Source organism: Thermostichus sp. MS-CIW-34, assembly GCF_054060435.1.
Genome location: NZ_JBSSDE010000042.1, coordinates 1 through 20,651 on the forward strand (window position 1 = coordinate 1; position 20,651 = coordinate 20,651).

A 20,651-nucleotide genomic window follows, 5' to 3' on the forward strand; every position below is an offset into this window, starting at 1 on the left:
CGCCCCGGCCCCGGCGGCGCATAGCCCACCCGCTTGGGAATGCCGGTCAGCCACAACAACAGCTTGACCCCCAAGCTTCGGCCCAGGCTCAGCACCCCGTCATACTGCCGCTCCCGAATGCGCCCCAGCAGGTCGCTGAGATCCCCCAACGACAGCCGCTCCTTGAAAGGAAAAGTCAGCACCCGGCTCACCGAAGGGCAAACCTCATAAGCCCCTGCTGCCCGCGGCTCCACAACCACCTCCAGCTCCGCCTCCGGGAAGCGCTGCCGCAAACTGGCCAGGGCGGGGAAAAACAAAATCTGGTCACCAATCCCCCCCGGCACCAGAGCCAAAAGGCGGGGGGCCAAAGGCGCTGTGCCGCCAACTGCTCGAGAAGCCACCTGCATAAAGCATCCTGTAGAAAGCGGTATCCAGGGATCCCTGGCTCAGGACATCCCGCGCTTACTCTATCTCAGATTGCAGACCTTCAGGACAGGCTGGGCAGACCGGTTCCAGCCCCCTGCTGGCCCAGAGCGTTGTCTACCCAGGCTCTCATCCGCGATGATGGGCTGTGGCCGCCACCTTCTCCAAAGGCAGCACCATGACGGAGGAGCCGATTCCGCTGTTGGATTTGACGGGGCAGTACCGCGCTTTGGCCGCGGTGTTGCAGCCGCAGCTGGAAGCGCTGCTGGCCTCTGGCCAGTACATCGGCGGGGCGGCGGTGCAGCGCTTTGAGGAGCAGTTTGCCCAGTTTTTGGGGGGTGGCCCCCTGGAGGCCGTCGGCTGCAATTCCGGCACCGATGCCTTGGTGTTGGCTTTGCAGGCTTTGGGCATCCAGGCGGGGGATGAGGTGCTCACCAGTGCCTTCAGTTTTTTTGCCTCGGCTGCCGCCATCAGCCGGGTGGGGGCGCGTCCGGTGTTTGTGGATGTGGATCCGTGCACCTTTAACCTGGATCCGCAGCTACTGGAAAGGAGCATCTCCCCCCGCACCAAGGCGGTGGTGGTGGTGCATTTGTTTGGGCAGGCGGCCAACATGACCCAGATTCTGGCTATTGCCCGGCGGCATGGGTTGGCGGTGGTGGAAGATTGTGCCCAGGCGGTGGGGGCCTGTTGGGGGGGCAGGCCGGTGGGCACGTGGGGAGAGGTGGGCTGTTTCAGTTTTTTTCCCACCAAGAATCTGGGGGCGGCTGGGGATGGGGGGGCGGTGGTGACGCGGGATCCCCAACTGGCCAGGCGGGTGCGGGCGCTGCGGGAGCATGGGCAGACCCGTCCGTACCACCACGAGTATCTGGGTCTCAACAGTCGTTTGGATGCGCTGCAGGCGGTGATTCTCTCGGTGAAGTTGCCTTATCTGCGGGAGTGGAACTGGCGGCGGCAGGGGATTGCGGAGTGTTACCACCGCTTGCTGCAAGGGATCCCGGGTTTGATGTTGCCCCAGGTGGGGGTGGGGGGGAACTCGGTGTGGCACCAGTACACGGTGCGGGTGGTGGGTTCTGAGCCGTTGGATTCGCGGCGGCGGGACGATTTGCAGCAGGGTCTGAAGGAGCGGGGCATTGGCAGTCGGGTTTACTATCCTCTGCCGTTGCCGCTGCAGCCGGTGTACCGAGGGCTGGGCTACAGGCGGGGGGATCTGCCCAATGCCGAGCTATGTGCGGCTCAGGTGTTGTCTTTGCCGTGTTTTCCTGAGTTGACCACCTGTCAACAAGAGCGGGTGGCTGCGGCCATTGCTGAAATCCTCTCAGAAAAAACCTGCCCGTAGCACTCAGTTATGTCTGCCTTATGGTCATTTCGATTCAAACTAGAACACTGCACCCACGCCCACAGTCATTTTAAATAAGAATGAAACGAAATGAAACATTTCCATCCCATTGCTTCCCAACTCCCCTCTCCCTCTGGGAAGAGGACTGGGGGTGATCTCGGAAGCGGTATGGAGCGCTTGGGGATTGTCTCAATCCAGCTTGAAAGGACTACAAATGGCCAAAAAACGAAGTCTCCAGACCCGTCCTCCCAGTGCGGCGGAAGGAAGCCAGCAGGGTGTCAATTCTGGGACTCGACCGGCTGCGGCGGCTGCCATTTCAGCACCAAGGTAGAAAGTTGCGGCAGGCAGAGCTCGAGGGAGTAGGGCAAGTTGTGGTAGGCCCAGTCGTCTGTCCACTTGCCCCCCAAATTGCCTACCCCGCTGCCCCAAAACTCCACAGCATCGCTGTTGAGCAGCTCTCGATAAAAACCTCGTTCCGGTACCCCAATGCGGTAATTGGGCCAGACCACCGGCGTGAAGTTACAAACCACCACCACCCACTCACTGGGATCCTCCCCATAGCGGATGAAGGAAACGATGCCGCGATGATCGCTGCAGTCAATCCAGCGGAACCCTTCTGGCTTGGTGTCTTGGGTATACAGGGCAGGCTCAGAGCGCAACAGGTGATTCAGGCTGGCCACGTAGTGGCGCAACTTGGCGTGGGGTTCATACTGCAGCAGCCCCCAGTCCAGATCTGCCCAAACGTTCCACTCATTCCACTGGCCAAACTCCATGCTCATGAACAAGGTTTTCTTGCCAGGGTGGGTGAACATGTAGCCATACAAAGCCCGCAGACTGGCGAACTTATGCCAATGATCCCCCGGCATTTTGCCCAACATGTGGCTCTTGCCATGCACCACCTCATCATGAGAAAAGGCCAGCATGTAATTTTCGCTGAAGGCATACATGAGGCTGAAGGTAACCAAATGGGGATGGAACTGGCGGAACCAGGGATCCATGTGGAAATAATCCAACATGTCGTGCATCCAACCCATGTTCCACTTCAAGTTGAAGCCCAGCCCGCCCACATGGGTTGGCCAAGTTACCATCGGCCAAGCAGTAGATTCTTCGGCAATGGAAAGCGCACCGGGGTTGTATTTGAAAATGAGGGTATTGAGCTGCCGGAAAAAGTCGATGGCTTCGAGGTGTTCCCGCCCGCCGTAGGGATTGGGGATCCAGTCTTTGCGGTCATAATCCAGATAAAGCATCGAGGCCACCGCATCCACCCGGATCCCGTCGATGTGGTATTTCTCGAACCAAAAAAGGGCATTGGCCACCAGATAATTGCGCACCTCGTTGCGGCCATAATTAAAAACCAAAGTGCCCCAGCCTTTGTGCTCGCCTTTGCGAGGGTCGGCGTATTCGTACAGGTGAGTACCGTCGAAAAAAGCCAGCCCATGCCCATCTTTGGGGAAATGTCCGGGCACCCAATCGACAATCACGCCGATCCCGGCCTGGTGGGCCCGATCGACAAAATACATAAAGTCTTGCGGGGATCCATAGCGGGATGTTACGGCATAGTAGCCAATCACTTGATAGCCCCAAGAGCCATCGAAGGGGTGTTCTGCCACCGGCAACAGCTCGATGTGGGTAAAGCCCAGCTCCTTCACATAGGGGATTAGCTTGTCCGCCAGCTCGCGGTAGGTGAGGAAGCGAGTATTGGGCTTTTGGTCCACCAGCACACTTTGCCCTTCGGCAGGTGGATCTTCAGCCGAGGCGTGCATCCAGGATCCCAGATGCACCTCATAAACCGAAATCGGCGAGCGCAGGGGATCGGTGGCGGCGCGTTTTTCCAGCCAGGCTTGGTCGTGCCAGGTGTAGGTGTTGAGGTCGGCTACGATGGAGCCGGTTTTGGGGCGCACCTCCTGTTGGAAGCCATAGGGATCCGATTTTTCGTAGATATCCCCCCAGGAAGTTTTCACCTCGTACTTGTAGATGGCGCCTGGCCCTATGCCGGGGATGAACACCGCCCAGATGCCGCTTTCGCCCAGCCGCTTCATCTGGTGTTGACGCCCGTCCCAGTGGTTAAAATCGCCGATAACGCTGACGTTGCGGGCGTTGGGAGCCCAGACGGCGAAATGCACCCCCTTCACCCCGTCCACCGTGATGGGATGAGCGCCCAGCTTGTCGTAGATGCGGTGGTGATTCCCCTCGTTGAACAAGTAGCGATCCAGCTCGCCAATGTGGTTGACCTTCTCCAAGGGAAAGCGGTAGGGATCCTCCCATTCTTCCAAGTGTTCCCCTTGGGGATCCCAGACCCGTTGGGCCCGCAAAAAATAGTCCGGCAGAGGGGTTCCCGGCTCAAAGCGCAGCTCGAATAGCGTTTCCGGGTGCAGCGGCTGCATCGGGTAAGCCTGTCCAGTGGCGCGTTCCACCAGCCAAACCTGCCGAGCATTGGGCACAAGGGCGCGCACCAACCCAAAGGATTTCCCGGCCTCTTCTATCTGCTGGGGGCCCAAAACGGCATAGGGATCCTGCCATTGGTTGGAAACAAACTGACCCACTTGTTCGGCAGACAGGAGAAAGCCCATCGGGAACCCTCAGTAAATGACCATTCTAGTCTAGCGGTGGCTGACCCCCAGTTTGCGCTGTCAGCTCCAGGCCCGCCTCCAGGCAAAGAATCCCTGCAAGAAGTTCTGCAGGCGGGGGTTGGTGGCCAATTGTTGCCTGCGGTGCTGCAGGGCCGCCTTGGCGTTCACCTCCGAGCGGGTGGGGTAGATGTGGATCCCGGTCAGGGCAGAGACGGGCAGCCGCCGGCTCATGGCCAAAACCACTTCATGAATCAGCTCTCCCGCCTGGGATCCCACCAGGTGCGCCCCCAAAATCTGGCCGTTGCGCCGACAGATCAACTTGGCAAAGCCCAGGGGGGCAGCTTCTGCCTGGGCCCGATCCACATCGGCAAACTCCTGTTTGAGCACCACCACATCCTTGCCGTATTGCTGCCGGGCTTCGCTTTCGGTGAGGCCCACACGGGCCAGCTCCGGCTCGGTGAAGATGGCCCAAGGAATGACGCGATAACGCGCTTGGCTGAGGGGGAAAAACAGGGCATTGACCAAGGCCACTGCCGCTTCGTAGGCCGCCACATGGGTAAATTGCGGCCCGCCGATGACATCCCCACAGGCGTAGATGCGGGGATTGCGGGTTTGCAGCTTGGCATTTACCTGGATCCCTTGGGGGGTGTACTGCACGCCGGCGGCTTCTAGACCCAGCCCTTCCACGTTCGGGATCCGACCGGCGGCCACCAAAATCTCTTCTGCGCGGATCACCGGGTCACCTGTAGCGGCGGTGCCTGCCCCGGAATTGGCCTTTAGGGAAAGCAGCTTTGCCCCTTGCTCTTGGCCAACTGCTGTGGCGCGTACCCGGGTGAGGATGCGGATCCCATCTTGGGTCAACTGTTGCTGCACCACCTGGGCGGCTTCGGGATCCTCCTTGGGCAAGATGCGCTCGCGGCTGGCAATGAGGGTCACCTCGGATCCCAGACGGGCCAGAGCTTGGCTCAACTCGCAGCCTACCGGCCCCGCCCCTATCACCGCCACCGATTTGGGCAAGCGGGTCAAGTCAAAGATCGATTCGTTGGTCAGATAGCCCGCCTCGGCCAAGCCCGGCAAGGGGGGAACCCAAGGACGGGATCCGGTGGCGATGACAAAAGCCCGCGCCTGTACCTGCCGTCCTGCCACCTCAAAGGTGCGCCCATCCACAAAGCGGCCCTTGGCAAACACCAGTTCCACCCCCAGTTGGCGGAAGCGATCTGGCGAATCGGCGTGGTTGGCGATGTAGCTCTGGGCAGAGCGAATGTGTTCGTACACCTTGAGGTAATCCACCGAGATCCCTGCTGGGCCAGGGAGAGTTACCCAACCGGCAGCCATGGCCTGGCGAATCCGATGGACGGTATGGGCCACGTGAAGAAGGGCTTTGCTGGGCACACAGCCATACCAGAGGCAATCGCCGCCCAAGCGGTCGCTGCCTTCCACCAGCAGCACCTTGGCCTTCAGTTGGGCCGCAGCGCTGGCCACCACCAGACCCGCCGCACCAGCGCCAATGACCACAATATCGTAGGAGACAGGCATGGCTTGTTCTGAACAAAAACATCGGGCAAGGGATAGCACCATCCTATGTCTTGAGTGGGCCGGGGGCAGGATGGGAGCATGCCTCTAACCCCCAAAACCCTGAACTTTGCTGAATTTACTGAGCTTTAGGCGGTTTGGCAAAAGTCATTGAGAGGGATATAGTAGACCAAGTTTCCCCCTGATCCTTGAGTCCACCGCAACGGTTGCCGGGAAGTGAAGGGGGAAAGCGCTCGGGGGGTATTCCTCAGGGCTTTGCGGGATACCGCCTTCCTGCTTGGACTCCGTCCCGCTGACGCGAACAGAGATAGGCAGGATGCGATCGCTTCTTTCCTGAACCATGTTCAGGAGAGTTCAGCGTGAATGTATCAGAAGGGGATCCCTTTCCACACCCTTTCTGCATGGGAGAAGAACTTGTTAGAGTGGGACGGATGGATCCCTTGCAAGCTGGGTTGATCCGTCTGTTCTACCTTTCAGGGTTTGGGGACTTATGACTATCCTGCTGCCGAGCGAACCTATCTTGGCCGTGAGCATCTTTGGCATGGGCCTGCCAGAGCTGGCCGTGATTGGGGTGATCGCGGTGGTCGTGTTTGGCCCCAAGAAGCTACCGGAGTTGGGCAGCGCCTTTGGCAAAGCGTTGCGGAGTTTCAAACAAGAGATGAACAACCCCAGCAGCGATGACGAGCCTGCCGGCGCAGAAAAGGCGGAGAAGGTGGTTGAGAAAGATGCCGCCTGAGGGTCGCGGAGAGGGGTGGGATCCCAACTCCTGCAAGGGGCCTGCTGCCGGAACTGTTGAGAGGGGGGATCCAAGCCAGCTTTGGATGAGAGGTGAAGTCAGCTCGCAAGGGAGCCGGCTCCAGGGCTAGTGTATAGTTCTGGAAAGTTCCCCAGCCTAGTGCTACCGGCTGAGCCAAAATCAGCCCGGATAGGCTCATCGGATGCCCCAGAGGTGGTATGGCTGAGCTGACCGATTTCGAGTTGATGCGCCAGATCCAACTGCGGGATCGCCGCAGCCACTTTTTGCTCAAGGATCGCTATCAGAAGCGCCTGCTGGATATTGCCTTGGCCATTCTCAAGCAACCTCACCAGGCGGAAGAGGTGGTGCGGCAGGTGTTCGAGTTCTGCTGGAAACACGCCAATGCCTTTGACCTGCAGCGGGATCGCTCGGTGGCTCTGTGGCTCTACGAGTTGACGGCCTTTCAAGCCAGGGAACGGCTGCGGCGTTGGGCTTGGCTACCTGTCCCCCTCTCCATTCAAACCTCAGCCCCTCTGGAGCCGCGACGTCTCCTTTGGGGCAGCCTGGCGGTATTGGGGATCTACGCGCTGGCCATAACAGCGGCCTACTGGCGGCTGCGCTGGCAGTGGGGATCCCCCATCGAGGGAGAGTCGGTGGCAGTTCAACGGCTCTACCAAGAGTGGCAACGACAACCGCAGGTGCAGCGAACCCTGCTGCGGGATCCCAGCTTCAGCACTCCCCTGTTGGTGCAAGCCCTCTGGTCACCCCATGCCAAGCAGGTGCTGCTCTTGGCCTCGGAGATGGCCCCTGCCCCCCCAGGGAGCACCTATCAACTGTGGCTGGAGTCGGAGATCCAGGGAGGGGGACGACTGCTGGAAAACGCCGGCACTTTTGCCGTCAACGGGGAAGGATCCCTGCAATGGCTCAGTCAACCCCTCCATTCTGAGCAGCCGACCCACCTTCTCGTCACCCTTGAACCGGCAGGAGGGAGCGAATCCCCCACAAGCCCGCCTCTGCTGCAGAGCAGTTTTTGGATCCCTGCTGCCCAGCCCTGATCAAGAGATCAAGAGAGATGGGGGGATGGCTGGGGAGTTTGTCCCCCGCTCTTGCGCCGCTTAGCATGGGATCCCCGCAAGCGCACCTTGAGACGGTAGCGAACAGTTTCATGCACAACTTTGTAGGAAGCATCCACACCGTGCGTTTCCCGCAGCCATTCGCGGATGTCGCTGTAGGTACGGAATCGGCCAGGCTGATGCAGCTCCTGCTTGAGGATTTCCAAAACCGGCTTGGGGATGAGGGGTTTGCGCCCTTGGTTGCGGGGCACCGTCAACATGCCCTCTAGCCCCTTGGCCTTGTAGCGTTGAAACCATCGAAAAATCGTTGAGATGTCCCGCCCCAGAATTTCAGCCAAGCCTGTCATCGTCTTGACTTTCCCAATCTTGAGCAGGTAGAGAGCTTGAACCCGCTCCTTCCCGGTCGGTGTAGACTGCTTGCTTAGTAGGGATTTGAGCTCTTCAGCCGATTCCTGAATGTCGAGCTTGAGGACTCCAGCCATGTTGGGGCGTCGCAGAACAGCGTTGAATTCGTTGCCTGGCGGAGAGTCTACCACAGTAACTTGGGGTTTTGGAAGTTGTTCGTGAAGTTTGCCTGGGCATTGCTTGACATTTACAGAATCTCGAACTGAAAAATCTCTAACAGGCTACCCTCGTCGCTTTTCAGGATAGGCGGGCAAGGGATCCCCTCTAGGGCGGCAGGCCGTGGCTGTAGGAGTGGCTGTAGGATCAGAGGGCAAGCTTGCCGACGCTGCACTATGGTTCTTCGCAAGTATCTTGCAGGAGAGGGGCTGCGTTGGTTTCGCCTGGCCCTGCAGTTGCAAGGATCGGTTGTACCGGCAGTGCTTCCCCGCGCCTTTATCTGCGGCTTGGCCGGGGTGCTGGTTTCGGTTCTGTATAAGTTGGGGCTGCCCCTGGCGCTGTCGTCGTTGGTGGCGTTTGTGCCCAACATCGTTTTGGGTTTGATGCTGGTGTTTCGGACAAACACCGCCTACGAACGGTTCTGGGAGGGGCGGAAAGCTTGGGGATCCGTGGTGAATGACGTGCGCAATTTGGCCCGCTTGATTTGGGTAGCCATTGAAGAAAAGCAACCCGGCGACCGGGAAGAGAAGATCCAAACTCTATATCTGTTGCCCGCCTTTGCCATGGCCATGAAACAGCACTTGCGCCAGGAACCTTTGCTGGATGAGATTCAGCCCCTCCTCAGCCCGGAGCAGTTGCAACGTCTCCAAAGCCTCAACCATCCCCCTTTGCAGATTGCCTTTTGGATTGGAGATTATCTGCAGCGACAATACCAAAAGGGCCGCGTTGAGGTCTACCAGCTCACGATCATGGTGGAGCGGCTCAACAGCATGGTGGATGCGCTGGGGGCTTGCGAGCGCATTCTCATGACCCCAATGCCCATGGCTTATGCCCTGCACTTGAAGCAGTTGTTATTGCTCTACTGTTTATCTTTGCCGTTTCAGATGGTGGAAGGTTTGGGTTGGATGACCGGCCCCATTGTGGGATGGCTGAGCTTTATGTTGTTTGGCGTTGAAGAGATCGGCATCGAAATTGAAAACCCCTTCGGCCGGGATCCCAATGATCTGCCCCTCGATAACATTTGCAACAAGATGAAGCACAATATCCTGGATTTAATCGATTCCACCTGAGAGAACTCTTGGGCAGCCGTCCATTCCAGGGTTTCCTCAGATCCTCAGTCGGCACCTACCCCTAGTGGAGATAGCCGGGACGAACCCGATGATTGAGAGGAAGGGATCCCTATATCTTGGGTAGGGAACAAGATGGGTTTGCTAAACTGTGGACAATTTGCCGAGGTGCTCTGGGGATGGCCTGCTCAACCTGCACATTTTTACACCTGGCCGATGTGCATCTGGGCTATGACCGCTACGACAGCCCGGAGCGGAGCAAGGACTTCTTTTTGGCTTTTCGGGATGTTGTCCGGCGCTATGCCATTCAGGATCCGGTGGACTTTGTGCTCATCGCCGGAGATCTGTTCGAGCATCGGCAGATTCAGCCCGGCGTTCTCAACCAAGCCCAGATCGTCTTGCGGGAGCTGCAGCAGGCCGGGATTCCGGTGTTGGCCATCGAGGGCAACCACGACAACCGTCCCTATGGCGTGAAAACCAGTTGGCTGAGGTACTTAGCCGATCACGGGGAGTTGATCCTGCTGGAGCCTGAGGAAGGGGAAGAGGGACTGGAGCTGCGCCCCTGGTCAGGTCGGCGGGGTGGGTATCTGGATTTGCCCTGTGGGGTGCGGGTGATCGGATCCCAGTGGTACGGATCGGCAGCCCCTCGGTCGATTGAGCAGTTGGCGGCGGCCATTCGACGGTTGCCCCCCGGCCCAGAACGGGTGGTGTTGATGTTCCACCACGGTCTAGAGGGCCAAATTGCCCGTTACCAAGGCGCTCTGCGCTACAAAGATCTGCTGCCCCTGCGGGAGGCGGGGGTGGGCTACCTGGCCTTGGGACACATTCACAAAAGCTATTCCGAGGGCGGGTGGATCTTCAACCCGGGATCCCTGGAGGCCAACAGCACTGCCGAATGGGACTTCCAACGGGGGGCCTATCGCGTCCGCTGGGGAGATGGCCCACCCCAAGCGGAGTTGGTGCAGGATTACCATCAGCGGCCCCGCCGCCGGCTCTATCTGGAGGCCAAGGGCAGAGAAACCCCCGAACAGATTGCCGCAGCAGCCATTGCCTTGGCTAAGGGATCCCGTTTTCAGGAAAGTGAGATGGAGCCGATGGTGGAGTTGCGGCTGGTGGGACAGGTGGGGTTCGCCAAGCATGAGCTGGATAGCCGCGCCCTACAGTGTCAAATTCAGCAGCTCACCGGCGCCTTGCTGGTTCTGTTTCGTTTTGAGGCCAATACTTTAGAGCTCGGGTCGGCTGCCCTTTCCTTGGAAGAAGAGGGGCAAAGGCTACAAATCGAAGAGAAAATCTACAGGGATCTGCTGAGCAGCCATGCCCACTACCGCAAACGCAGTGAAGAGCTAGCGCGGCTGCTTCTGGATCTTAAAGAAAAGGTTTTGGATGGGCAAGGAGAATCGGAAGTGTATGCTCACCTAAGGGGAGCTTTTGATGCTCCGCATCGCTGTCGCGAATGGGGAGCAGAAGACTGATTATGCGGATCCTCTCTCTCGCTTTACAAAACTTCAAATCTCATGAGGATGCCGTCTTCACGTTTGAGCCAGGTATTAACGCCATTTGCGGAGAAAACGGAGCGGGCAAGACCAGCATTTTGGAAGCCATTGCCTGGGTTTTGTTCGACTACTGCCCCTACAGCCAAGAAGAAATCATTCGCTCCGGGGCCAACGACGCAGTGGTGACTGTGCAATTTATCTCCCAATGGGATCAGCGCACCTACGATGTTCGCCGCAGCGTCACGCAGGGATATCGTCTCTTTGATCCCCAGCTGAAGCAGCGCCTAGAGTATGAGCGCAAGTCCGATGTGCTGCCGTGGCTGAGGCAACATTTGGGCGTACCTGCCGGTACCGACCTGGCGCGGCTCTTTGCCACAACGATTGGGGTGCCCCAAGGGACTTTCACGGCAGACTTTCTCAAAACCGGTCGAGATCGCAAAGAAGTTTTCGATCGCATCTTAAAGGTGGAAGAGTACCAGCAGGTAGCCAAAGACCTGTTGGCGGTCGAAAAATACAGCGAGGCGCAGATTCAGGCCATTAATCATCAAATTGAATTGCTCCGCCAACAGCTACAGGAGTGGGATCCGCTGCAAGCGGAGCGGCAGAAAATCCAACAAGAACTGAGTTATTGGCAAGAGCGCTTGAGTCAATCGATCCACACTCTGGATCAGGTTAAGCTTGAGATCGAGCGACTGGAGAAATGGCTTGAGCAAATCCAAACTTTAGATCACCAGATTGCCCAACTGGAGCAAAAGGGATCCCTGCTTCAGGTATCTCTTGAGCAGGCAGAAAAGTTATGGGCAGAGGCCAGGCAAGCTCAAGCGCAGCAACAGCAATACTGGGAGGGATCTCAGCATTTTTTGGCCACAGAAGCTCGCTTGCGGGAGCTGGAAAAACAGCAACAGCAACGCTTGGAGTGGCTGAAACAGCGGGATGCTTTGCTCTCGCAAAAGCAGCATATCGAAAACCAATTGGCAAGACTTCAAGAAAAGTTAAGCCAACAGCAGCGCTGGAAGCAGGAGCTAGAGGAGCTAACCCCGCAAATTCAGGCCCAAGAGGAGCTAGAGCGTCAGCAGACCTATTGGACTCAACAGCTCAACACGTTGCTACACCTGCACCGCGAATGGGAACAGATCCAGGCAGAATGGACAGCCCACGCCGAGCGCTGTCAACTGCTACAAAGCCGAGTGCAAGAAGCTGAACAGGCCCAGGCCATATGTCGGCAGCATCAATTGACCTACAACCGTTATTTGCAGTTGGAAACCCTCATTGCAAAGCAGGAAGCGCTGCGGCGAACCCGACAAACTTTACTGGCTCAACGGGAAACTTTGCAACATCAACTGCATCGATTGGAGCTGCAGGGATCCGAATATCAGCAACAACTCCAGATCTTCCAAAAAATGGAGGCGGAAAAACTTGAGCTGCAACCCCTGTGTGAACGGCAGGCCTCCCTGGAGCAGCGCCACTCCCAACTTGGCGAGAAGTTGGCTTCCTTTCAGGCTCTGCGCCTTGAACTCAAACAACGGGAAACGGAGCAGGAACAAGGCCAAGTCCAATTGCAACAACTGCAGCTCCAACTGAGACAACGGCAGGCGGATTTGGAGCGGGTAGCCGCCATTCCTGCGCTCGAAACTCAACAGGAGCGATTGCAAACTCAGCTCAGCCGCATTGCCGCAGCTCGTCAATTTCAACAGGAGCTACAAGCGCTTTTTGAGCAGGGCTCGGATCAATTGGCTCAACACCATCACAGCATCCGGCAACTTCTGGACGAATTGGAAGCGCAGCGACACAACTATCCCCAACTTCAATCTCTGTGGCAGCGGATCCCAGAGGTACTCACTCGATCTTCAGCACTCAGCCAACAGTTGCTCCAGTCCATCCATCAGATTTTGCAGGATCTGGCTCCCCAAACTTCCGAGCCCCAACTTCGTCAGCAGTTGTCCAACATCCAAAAACAACTCAGGACTTTGCAACCCTTGCTCGGCCTAACCGCACAAATACCCGATTTACAAGCCCAAATTCAGCAACTGCTGCAGTTGCAAGCCGAACGACAAAGCAGAATTGATGATCTTCACTGGGATCTTGAGGCTGAGCCCACCTTCCTTCGGCAACAACAGGAAATTGGCCAGGCGCTGCAAGAACTGGGGGATCCCAGAGGGCAAATCCAGCGCTTGGAAAGAGATCTCAGCCGCAAGTCTAGGGTTGAGCAAGAATATCAACAAATAGCGGCCCATGTTCAGCAACTCCAACAGCAGATACAAGCCCTAGAAGAGCAGCTGCAACCGCTTTCAGATCTGGATGAAAGAATTGCAGCTTTGCGGGAAGAACAAGGCCGGCACCGCAACAACTACGAGACCTTTATCCGCATGCAGCCTCTTGCCCAAAGTTTGCCCCGACGGCAAGATGAACTCCAAGCGGCTCAGTTGGCCCTAGATCAAATCCAGAAAGCCAAGCAAGAAAAACAAGCCCAGATCGACCGCTGGGAACAAACAGAGGGATCCAAAGATAACCTGCAAGCCCAAATTGCAAAAGCCGCCGAAACCCTAAGGGCACTGGGGGATCCCAGAAGTCAAGCCGAACGGCTCAAAGCAGAGCTAAAACAGGAAAAGCAGTATTTACAAATGCAGGCCGACTGCCTGCAGCAGCTTCAGGATTTACAGGCCGCACTCAACCCTATCGAGGAGGCCCTATGCCAAACGGAGCATCTGGATCGAGAGCTGGGATCCCTGCAGGAAGAACGCGAACGATACCGTTTAGATCACGAGCGCTATCTGCAGGCAGAACCCATCGCCAAATTGCTTCCCCAACGGGAACAGGAACTGGCCGAGCTAAACGCCCAGCGGCAGCAACTGCAAACTCAGCTTTCCCAACTTCGCGCAGCACGGGATCCCTTGGCTGCTCTATATCGACCGCAGGAGCATGAGCGCCTTCGATCCCTTCTGCAGGCCACCGAAATTCAAAAAGCCGAAGCCCAAGCCCGACTGGAGAGCTTAGCTCCTCAACTGAGCAAAATTGAGGAAAAGTTGCGGCAATTGGAACAGGCCAAGGCCAGCTTAAAGCAAGTCGAGGCCGAAAAAACTGAGAGAGAACGCCTACACCGCTTTATCAAATTCAGCCGAGAGACCTACAGAAAAGCCGGCCCCCAAGTTACCCAATACTACCTGCAGCAGATCAACCATACTGCCGATCACCTCTTCCGAGAAATTCTCAACCGTCCCAACGTCACCCTGACCTGGGAAGCCGATTATGAGATCCGCGTTCAAGAAGCCGGCAGCCCCAAACGACGGTTTGCCAGCCTTTCCGGGGGAGAGCAAATGTCGGCGGCCTTGGCAGTGCGCTTGGCTTTACTCAAGGTGTTGGGACAACTAAATATTGCCTTTTTCGATGAGCCCACCACCAATATGGATGCCCAACGGCGACAGCGGCTGGCAGAGGCTATTACCAACCTGCGATCTTTTGAGCAGCTGTTTGTCATCAGCCACGACGATACCTTTGAGCAAATGACAGAAAATGTTATTCGGGTGGAAAGGCACTCCGGATCCAAGTCGGTAGGGAGGGATCCCGCCCATGGTGTTTAGAGCCGACCGGATCCTGGCGGTGCTGCAGCAGAAGCGGGAGGCCTTTGCCACTTTTGATCAAAGGCTGTCGGAGCGCAGAGAATACTATAAGCAGGCCATGGAAAGCTTGTGCCAGTGGTCAAGCCTAGAGATTGCCGAAAAAATAGCTCCATTCCCTTTCCCAGGCGCTTTACCTACTGCAGAGTGGGATCGCTACTCCAATTGGAGGATCCCTTTTGAGCAGGAATGGGCCAATTACGAAGAAAGCCGCGATTGGGCGAAGTCGGTCATTGAAAATATTCCTACCTTTGCCGTAGATGGATCCCAGATTTATCCCAGCAAAGATCTGTCAATACCGGTGGCGCTGGTGCAAATCGGCTGGTATGAAAATTATCACTGCGCAGCAGGCTTGTACGAAAAAGACATCCAAGTGGATGTATTGACTCCAAGGGACCTGGGATCCGACAGCAGCGGCGAACCGAAAGAGCGAATGGTTAACATGCGCCGCTTTCAAATGGAAATCGAGAGACTTGTAGAATACATTCAAAAATCTCAACCGGGATCCCGAAAATTGGCCTTTTTGGACGGGGCGCTGGTGGCTACTTTTGCCGAAGTCTTTGAGCCAGAAAGCCAAGACTTTTATGTGCAGTGTTTGCTCCAGCTTCTGCGGGCCAGCGAGCAAAGCCGGATCCCCATCGTGGCCTACATAGACACCACCTACACTTCCGATTTGGTGGCGTTGCTGAAGCATTGTTTTGACCTACCCGAAGCTCCACAGCTTCACGATGCGCAACTGCTTAGTCCCTGGTTGGAGTGGGGGGATCGCACACCTTTTTTCATCTGTGCCCGCGGCGGCAGCCTCAACCCCCAAGATGGGATCCTCAACTCCTACCAAGAAATGCGGGAGCGAGTGGGGTTTGTTTACCTGCGCACCAATGACAACTTTCCGGCCCGCTTGGAAATACCCGTTTGGGTTTATGAGGCAGGACTGTTGGACTGGTTGGTGGATCTGGTTCGCTGTGAGGTGGTGATTGGGCGAGGTTATCCTTATGTGCTGGAGACAGCCGATCAAATAGCCGTTATCCGCAATGAGGATCGCAACCTTTTCTTGCGTCTCATGCAAGATTGGGCCGCTCGCGAAAAGCTGAACCTAAGGCTATCCCGGAAAACAGTAAGTAAATTACAGCGGAGACGAGTTCGATGAGATTGGGAAAGGTAGTTCGCTCCAACAATCACTGTGATTATGTGGTGCAGGTGGACGATGCTTTAGAAGTCAAAAATCCGCCGGCTCCTGATGACTATGGCTTCGGCAGCTTTGTCAAGCTAGAAAGCGACCGGCGACACTGGGCCGTAGGTCTGGTTTACAATACCCAACTCCTGAATCCGATGTTCCTCAATTCTGGGCCGCGCCTTTCCAGCCAGCCGGATCCCTATTTTTCCCCCGATTTGCAGAATGAGGTGCGCACATTGCTCTCGGTGGTTTTAATCGGGGCTCTGGATGAAGAGCGCCGCTGTGGCCGACAAGGGATCCCACGCGTGGTGGTGCCTGTAAACACGCCGGTTTTTCGCATGAGCCGGGAAGAGATCCTGCGCTTTCACCAGGATCCCCAAGGTCAAACCCAATTTTCCTACTATGGTTTGCTGCTGAGTAGTGGCGGCAACTTTGCCAATCATTTGATCTACCAAGTCTTGAATGACATTACGCCGATGTTTGCCGATCCAGCCCAACGGCGAGCCCTGCAAATCTTAAGCAAAGAATTGGCCTGGAAAATGACTGTAGGAGCGATGCGCTAATGCCCCAAAAAATCACCGATAATGGCCACCATCCAGAAGCCACCCTCTCTCCAACTGAGGACTCTCCAGAGGTAATTGGCACCGTCAAAGGGCCTGGAGAAACCTCTAACCAATATGTTTTCATCACTTCCAATACCCAAGCGGTAAAGGTGGGCGATTTCGTCTACTACGAAGTCCAGGATCCCCAATCGCAAACGCTGCAAATCTTGGGTAAAATTAGCCAAGTTCAGCTCCTGGATCACATCCCCGATCGCATCTTTGCCGATACCGAAATCGATCCCAGCACCATTGTGGCTCTGGTGGGCTTCACCCATCCCAATCCGGAAATCTATGCGGTTACCGTCGAGGTCATCGGCTATTTCAATCAGAAGATGGGCTTTATTAACCCCCGCCGCGCTCCGGATCCCGGTGCCAAGGTCTTTTTGGCCTCCAATCGTCTGCTGAAATCAATTTTGAACAAACGAGATGAAACAGCCATTGGGGGTGCTCACTTGGGCAGCCTGTTGTTGCGCGATGAGGGAGCAGTGCCCGTAGTACTGGACGTCAAGGAAATGGTCAGCACCCATCTGGCCATTTTGGCGGGGACAGGATCCGGCAAATCTTATACAGCAGGGGTTTTGATTGAAGAGCTGCTTTTGCCCAAAAACCGAGCTGCCGTCCTCATTTTCGATCCCCACGGGGAATACCACACGCTGTCAGAAATGCAGTCCCACCCCAAGTTTTTTGGGGAAGATGGCTACCGACCCAAAGTCAAGGTTCTTTCACCGCAGGAAATTAAGATTCGTGTATCTTCTCTTAACTTCTTTGATATTCTGACCCTGCTGCCAGAGACCACTGACCGACAGAAATCTTTTCTGGAGAAAGCCTTTCGCAAAACAACTCAATTTAACCCGATCCGCTGGACGATTCAGGACTTAATCGATGCCGTAAATGAAGCCGATTCTGCAGAAGATGGATCCCAGGGATCCTCAGCCGCCGCCTTGGAGTGGAAATTAGAACAGATCGACCGTTCTCCCTATTTCGACAATTTGCAACACCTAGCTCCCAAAGACTTGTTTGAGCCGGGGCAGGTAACCATCCTGCAAATGCATGAGATCAGCCAAGAAGAACAGCAGGTGATCGCTGCTGCCATCTTGCGCCAGGCCAACTATGCTCGGATCAATACCCACAAAGGCAAGATCCAGCCGGGGGACGAAAATTACTTGCCTTATCCCGTCTTTATTTTGCTGGAAGAGGCCCATCGGTTTGCCCCTGCCCACGAGCCTTCCCGTTGCAAACAGGTGCTGCGCACCATCCTCAGCGAAGGACGCAAGTTTGGACTGGGAGTAGGGCTGATCACGCAACGCCCTGGCAAGTTGGACTCGGATATTCTGTCTCAATGCATGAGCCAATTTTTGATGCGAATTGTCAACCCTGCCGATCAGGAAAATTTGCGCCACAGTGTCGAGGCTGCCGGGCGGGATCTGTTGCAGGAATTGCCCGCCTTGAGCAAAGGTCAGGTGATCGTCTCCGGTGTGTGCGTCAATACCCCTGTACTGTGCAAAGTGCGGCAGCGCTACACGCAGCATGGCGGCGAAACGTTGGATATTCTCGGCCTCTGGCAAAGGCATTCCCAAGAGCACCACCAGCGGGATCGCTTGGCTCAGTCAGCCCCTCTCAAACCGCGTCCTCAACCTCAGGTAGTGGACGGACTCAGTATTGACTAAAAAAGCTCCGGCTGCGTTGGATCTCAATTGCTGAATCCGCCAAATCTACAATATCTACAATCCACGAACCACCGTTTGGTTACAATACAGTCCGTTCCGTGCAAGCGAGTTTTGGGGCGATCAGTGATGAGGAAACAAGCCCTTTTGCCAAGCTTCCTGGGCATTGCCGTTGCAGTTCTACTGGGATCCGGGCCTGCCTATGCCCAGTTGCGGCTGATTCCCCAAGCAGCGCGGCAGGTATACGAAGCTCTGCCGGATCTGCCCCTGGAAAACACCTACACCCCTATTAACCCCAACGATGGCGGCCCCGCACCCGAAGAGGATACTTTGGTGCGGCGAATGATGATCTATCACCTGCAGGTGGCTGGTCGCTCCCCCACCGACCGCTTTGACTGGCAACTGACGCTGGCGGACTATTTCGATGCCAATGAGCCAATCATCGCCCAACGGTATCCCGGTGCCGACCGCCTCACGGTCAACCCCTACGCCCAAGACAAAGCCGTTGTACAATCCCTGAACCGGCAACAGCGACAGGCCCTGCTGGAAGCCCTTGTGCTGGCCTTCGGTGGGGATCCCAACCCAACGCCCCTCTACATTCCCACCGACGGGGATCCTGCCCCTACCCGTCCCACCCCAGAACCTATGAAGCCCTTGCTGCTTCCCGGCAGCGGATCCGCTGACTTGCTCAGGCCCTAGCCGAGGTTTCCCGCTAACTCAAGGCTTGCCCGGTGTAGTTCTCAATGCAGCGCAGGAACAGCTCTACCCCAATGCCAAGGGCAGCTTCATCAAAATCAAAGCGGGGGTGGTGGTGAGGGTAGTTCAGGCCCCTTTCGGGGTTGGCGGATCCCAGGAAAAAGTAGCAGCCAGGCACCTCATTCAGGAAAAACGAGACATCCTCTCCGCCCATGGTCATCTCTGGGATGATCCTCGCCTCTGGGCCAAACACCTGGCGGGCAGCTTGTTCCACCAGCGCTACCATAGCAGGATCGTTGCAAACCGCTGGGTAGCCCCGTTCGTACTGAAACTCGTAGGTGGCTCCGTAGGCTTGGCAAATGCCGGCAACGATTTCTTCCATGCGCTTTGGGATCAAATCGGCCACTTCAGGGTGAAAACTGCGCACAGTACCCCAAATTTCTGCGCTTGGGGCGATAACGTTGAAGGCATCGCCGGCCCGGAAACGGCCCACCGTCACCACCGCCGGCTGCAGCGGATCCACATTGCGGGAGACAATGGTCTGCAAAGCATTGACAATGTGGGATCCCACCACAATGGCATCCACTGTTTGTTGGGGAAGGGCAGCATGTCCGCCTCGCCCGATCACCTGAATCTGAAAGCGGTCGGCAAAGGCCATCGAGGGGCCACTTTTCACGCCAATAGTGCCCAGAGGGCGATTATTCCACAGGTGTAGGCCGAGGATGGCTTCCACATCCGGGTTTTTCAGAACCCCCGCCTCCAGCATGGGCTTGGCTCCGCCGGGGCCTTCTTCGGCAGGTTGAAAAATGACCTTGACCGTGCCCTTGAGGTGTTGACGGTGCTGTTGCAGCAGCTTGGCGGTGCCCATAGCAATGGCCGTATGGCCGTCGTGGCCACAGGCGTGCATGACGTTGGGGATGGCGGAGCGGTACTCGACTTCATTGGCCTCATGAATGGGCAGGGCATCCATATCGGCCCGCAGCGCCAAAACCGGCCCCGGCTGCTCTCCCTCAATGGTGGCCACGATGCCGGTGTGGGCAATGCCAGTCTGGTGCGGGATCCCCCAGCTTTTCAGGCGCTGGCTGATGTAGGCGGCGGTTTGCTTCTCCCGGAAGCCCAGCTCAGGATACTTGTGGATGTGGCGGCGCCAGGTCACCAACTCGGGTTGTAAAGCTCGAACAGCAGGGCGAAGTGCGGGAAAGGACATGACCTGAAAAACAAAAAAACAAAAATGTCTTGGAAAACCTTCACCGATGGCCAGTGTTGGTTGCATGCAGTTGCCTGTCGATTTTGCCCAGTATGGCACTGCTGAGGCTGCTTTCCGCTCGGCGTCGAGGTGGACATCTAGGCCCACAGGGATCCGGTTTCCGGCGGTAGATCTTGCCAGCGGCCCGGCCCCACAGCTCGCAAAGCTCCCTGCAAGGAGATCGCCCCTGAGTAGAGGGCCTTGCCCAAAATGGCCCCTGTCAAACGGGGCAAGCTCAACAAAGCCAGCAAATCGGTCAGCGAGCCGATCCCTCCCGAAGCAATTACAGGCACTTGAGAGACGGCTAGGATCTGGCGCAGCTGTTCTAAATTGGGCCCGGCCAGGGTGCCATCCCGGCCAATGTCGGTGTAGATGATGCCGGCGACGCCCTGTTCCCCCACCCGTTGCACCAATTCGGTGGCCCGCAGGGGAGTGGTGCTCAGCCAGCCGCGGGTGGCCACTTGCCCCTGCCGAGCGTCGATCCCCACCCAAACCCGACCGGGGAAGGCTTGGGTCATAGCCTCCAGGGTGTCGGGATCCTCTACGGCTAGGGTGCCAACGATCACCCGATCCACCCCCAGCTCCAGCAACTGCCGCGCCCGTTCCAGGGATCGGATCCCACCCCCCACCTGCACCGGGATGGCCAGGCTGCGGACAATGCGCTCAATGATGGGCAGGTTGACTGGATCCCCGCTTTTGGCTCCGTCCAGATCGACCACATGCAGGCGAGGGGCACCCTGTGCCGCCCAAGCTTCGGCCTGTTGGATCGGGTCGTCGGCTACCTGTTCTGCCTGGGCGTAATCCCCCTGGTAAAGGCGCACGGCGCGGCCCTGCAAAAGGTCGATGGCGGGGATCACCTCTAAGAAGGCGCTGGTGTAAGGCAT

At 56.9% G+C, this 20,651-nt stretch carries 16 protein-coding genes; 10 read left to right on the forward strand and 6 right to left on the reverse strand.

Annotated elements, in window-relative coordinates; genetic code table 11:
- Positions 1 to 386: glycosyltransferase family 9 protein (locus ACVWYY_RS12310; RefSeq protein ID WP_457440711.1), on the reverse strand; the 386-nt coding region annotated here is incomplete at its 3' end.
- A gap of 194 nt (positions 387 to 580) precedes the next feature.
- Between ACVWYY_RS12310 and ACVWYY_RS12315 the strand changes: the two genes are divergently transcribed.
- Entirely contained in the window at positions 581 to 1,738 is a 1,158-nt protein-coding gene (locus ACVWYY_RS12315) for a DegT/DnrJ/EryC1/StrS family aminotransferase (protein ID WP_457440717.1), read from the forward strand.
- Between the two features lie 278 nt (positions 1,739 to 2,016).
- On the opposite strand, the gene glgB is transcribed toward ACVWYY_RS12315, so the two are convergent.
- Both glgB and ACVWYY_RS12325 read right to left on the reverse strand, forming a co-directional pair.
- Complete coding sequence (gene glgB / locus ACVWYY_RS12320; protein WP_414341827.1) at positions 2,017 to 4,308, reverse strand: 1,4-alpha-glucan branching protein GlgB; 2,292 nt, start codon at positions 4,306 to 4,308, stop codon at positions 2,017 to 2,019.
- A gap of 60 nt (positions 4,309 to 4,368) precedes the next feature.
- Positions 4,369 to 5,844, reverse strand: coding sequence for a dihydrolipoyl dehydrogenase family protein (locus tag ACVWYY_RS12325; protein ID WP_457440713.1), 1,476 nt, complete (start codon positions 5,842 to 5,844; stop codon positions 4,369 to 4,371).
- A 487-nt stretch (positions 5,845 to 6,331) separates the two neighbouring features.
- Between ACVWYY_RS12325 and tatA the strand changes: the two genes are divergently transcribed.
- Positions 6,332 to 6,577 carry a twin-arginine translocase TatA/TatE family subunit gene (tatA, locus tag ACVWYY_RS12330; RefSeq protein WP_414356913.1) on the forward strand — a complete coding sequence of 82 codons (246 nt, stop codon included), beginning with the start codon at positions 6,332 to 6,334 and terminating at the stop codon, positions 6,575 to 6,577.
- Positions 6,578 to 6,795: 218 nt separating this feature from the next.
- On the forward strand, positions 6,796 to 7,632 hold the full coding sequence (locus ACVWYY_RS12335) for an anti-sigma factor domain-containing protein (RefSeq protein WP_457404075.1): 837 nt from the start codon (positions 6,796 to 6,798) through the stop codon (positions 7,630 to 7,632).
- Between the two features lie 8 nt (positions 7,633 to 7,640).
- Here the strand turns inward: ACVWYY_RS12335 and ACVWYY_RS12340 are convergent, their stop codons facing one another.
- Positions 7,641 to 8,132, reverse strand: a complete 492-nt coding sequence (locus ACVWYY_RS12340; protein ID WP_457404077.1) for a helix-turn-helix domain-containing protein — start codon at positions 8,130 to 8,132, stop codon at positions 7,641 to 7,643.
- A 255-nt stretch (positions 8,133 to 8,387) separates the two neighbouring features.
- On the opposite strand from ACVWYY_RS12340, the gene ACVWYY_RS12345 reads away from it, so the two are divergent.
- The 7 genes from ACVWYY_RS12345 (at position 8,388) to ACVWYY_RS12375 (ending at position 18,524) form a co-directional block, all read left to right on the forward strand.
- Positions 8,388 to 9,281 carry a bestrophin family protein gene (locus ACVWYY_RS12345; RefSeq protein ID WP_457404078.1) on the forward strand — a complete coding sequence of 298 codons (894 nt, stop codon included), beginning with the start codon at positions 8,388 to 8,390 and terminating at the stop codon, positions 9,279 to 9,281.
- 176 nt (positions 9,282 to 9,457) lie between these two features.
- Entirely contained in the window at positions 9,458 to 10,750 is a 1,293-nt protein-coding gene (locus tag ACVWYY_RS12350; RefSeq protein WP_414400542.1) for a metallophosphoesterase family protein, read from the forward strand.
- 2 nt (positions 10,751 to 10,752) lie between these two features.
- Complete coding sequence (locus ACVWYY_RS12355; RefSeq protein WP_457404079.1) at positions 10,753 to 14,349, forward strand: AAA family ATPase; 3,597 nt, start codon at positions 10,753 to 10,755, stop codon at positions 14,347 to 14,349.
- Positions 14,339 to 15,532, forward strand: a complete 1,194-nt coding sequence (locus ACVWYY_RS12360; protein ID WP_457404080.1) for a DNA double-strand break repair nuclease NurA — start codon at positions 14,339 to 14,341, stop codon at positions 15,530 to 15,532. Before ACVWYY_RS12355 ends, ACVWYY_RS12360 begins: the two co-directional genes overlap by 11 nt.
- Positions 15,529 to 16,122 carry a hypothetical protein gene (locus ACVWYY_RS12365; RefSeq protein WP_011433556.1) on the forward strand — a complete coding sequence of 198 codons (594 nt, stop codon included), beginning with the start codon at positions 15,529 to 15,531 and terminating at the stop codon, positions 16,120 to 16,122. The genes ACVWYY_RS12360 and ACVWYY_RS12365 overlap by 4 nt, the downstream gene beginning before the upstream one ends.
- Entirely contained in the window at positions 16,122 to 17,828 is a 1,707-nt protein-coding gene (locus ACVWYY_RS12370) for an ATP-binding protein (RefSeq protein WP_457440715.1), read from the forward strand. Before ACVWYY_RS12365 ends, ACVWYY_RS12370 begins: the two co-directional genes overlap by 1 nt.
- Positions 17,829 to 17,972: 144 nt before the next feature.
- Complete coding sequence (locus tag ACVWYY_RS12375) at positions 17,973 to 18,524, forward strand: hypothetical protein (RefSeq protein ID WP_457404083.1); 552 nt, start codon at positions 17,973 to 17,975, stop codon at positions 18,522 to 18,524.
- Between the two features lie 13 nt (positions 18,525 to 18,537).
- On the opposite strand, the gene ACVWYY_RS12380 is transcribed toward ACVWYY_RS12375, so the two are convergent.
- Both ACVWYY_RS12380 and hisA read right to left on the reverse strand, forming a co-directional pair.
- Complete coding sequence (locus ACVWYY_RS12380; protein WP_457404085.1) at positions 18,538 to 19,728, reverse strand: M20 metallopeptidase family protein; 1,191 nt, start codon at positions 19,726 to 19,728, stop codon at positions 18,538 to 18,540.
- Positions 19,729 to 19,865: 137 nt separating this feature from the next.
- Positions 19,866 to 20,651, reverse strand: coding sequence for a 1-(5-phosphoribosyl)-5-[(5-phosphoribosylamino)methylideneamino]imidazole-4-carboxamide isomerase (gene hisA, locus ACVWYY_RS12385; RefSeq protein WP_457404087.1), 786 nt, complete (start codon positions 20,649 to 20,651; stop codon positions 19,866 to 19,868).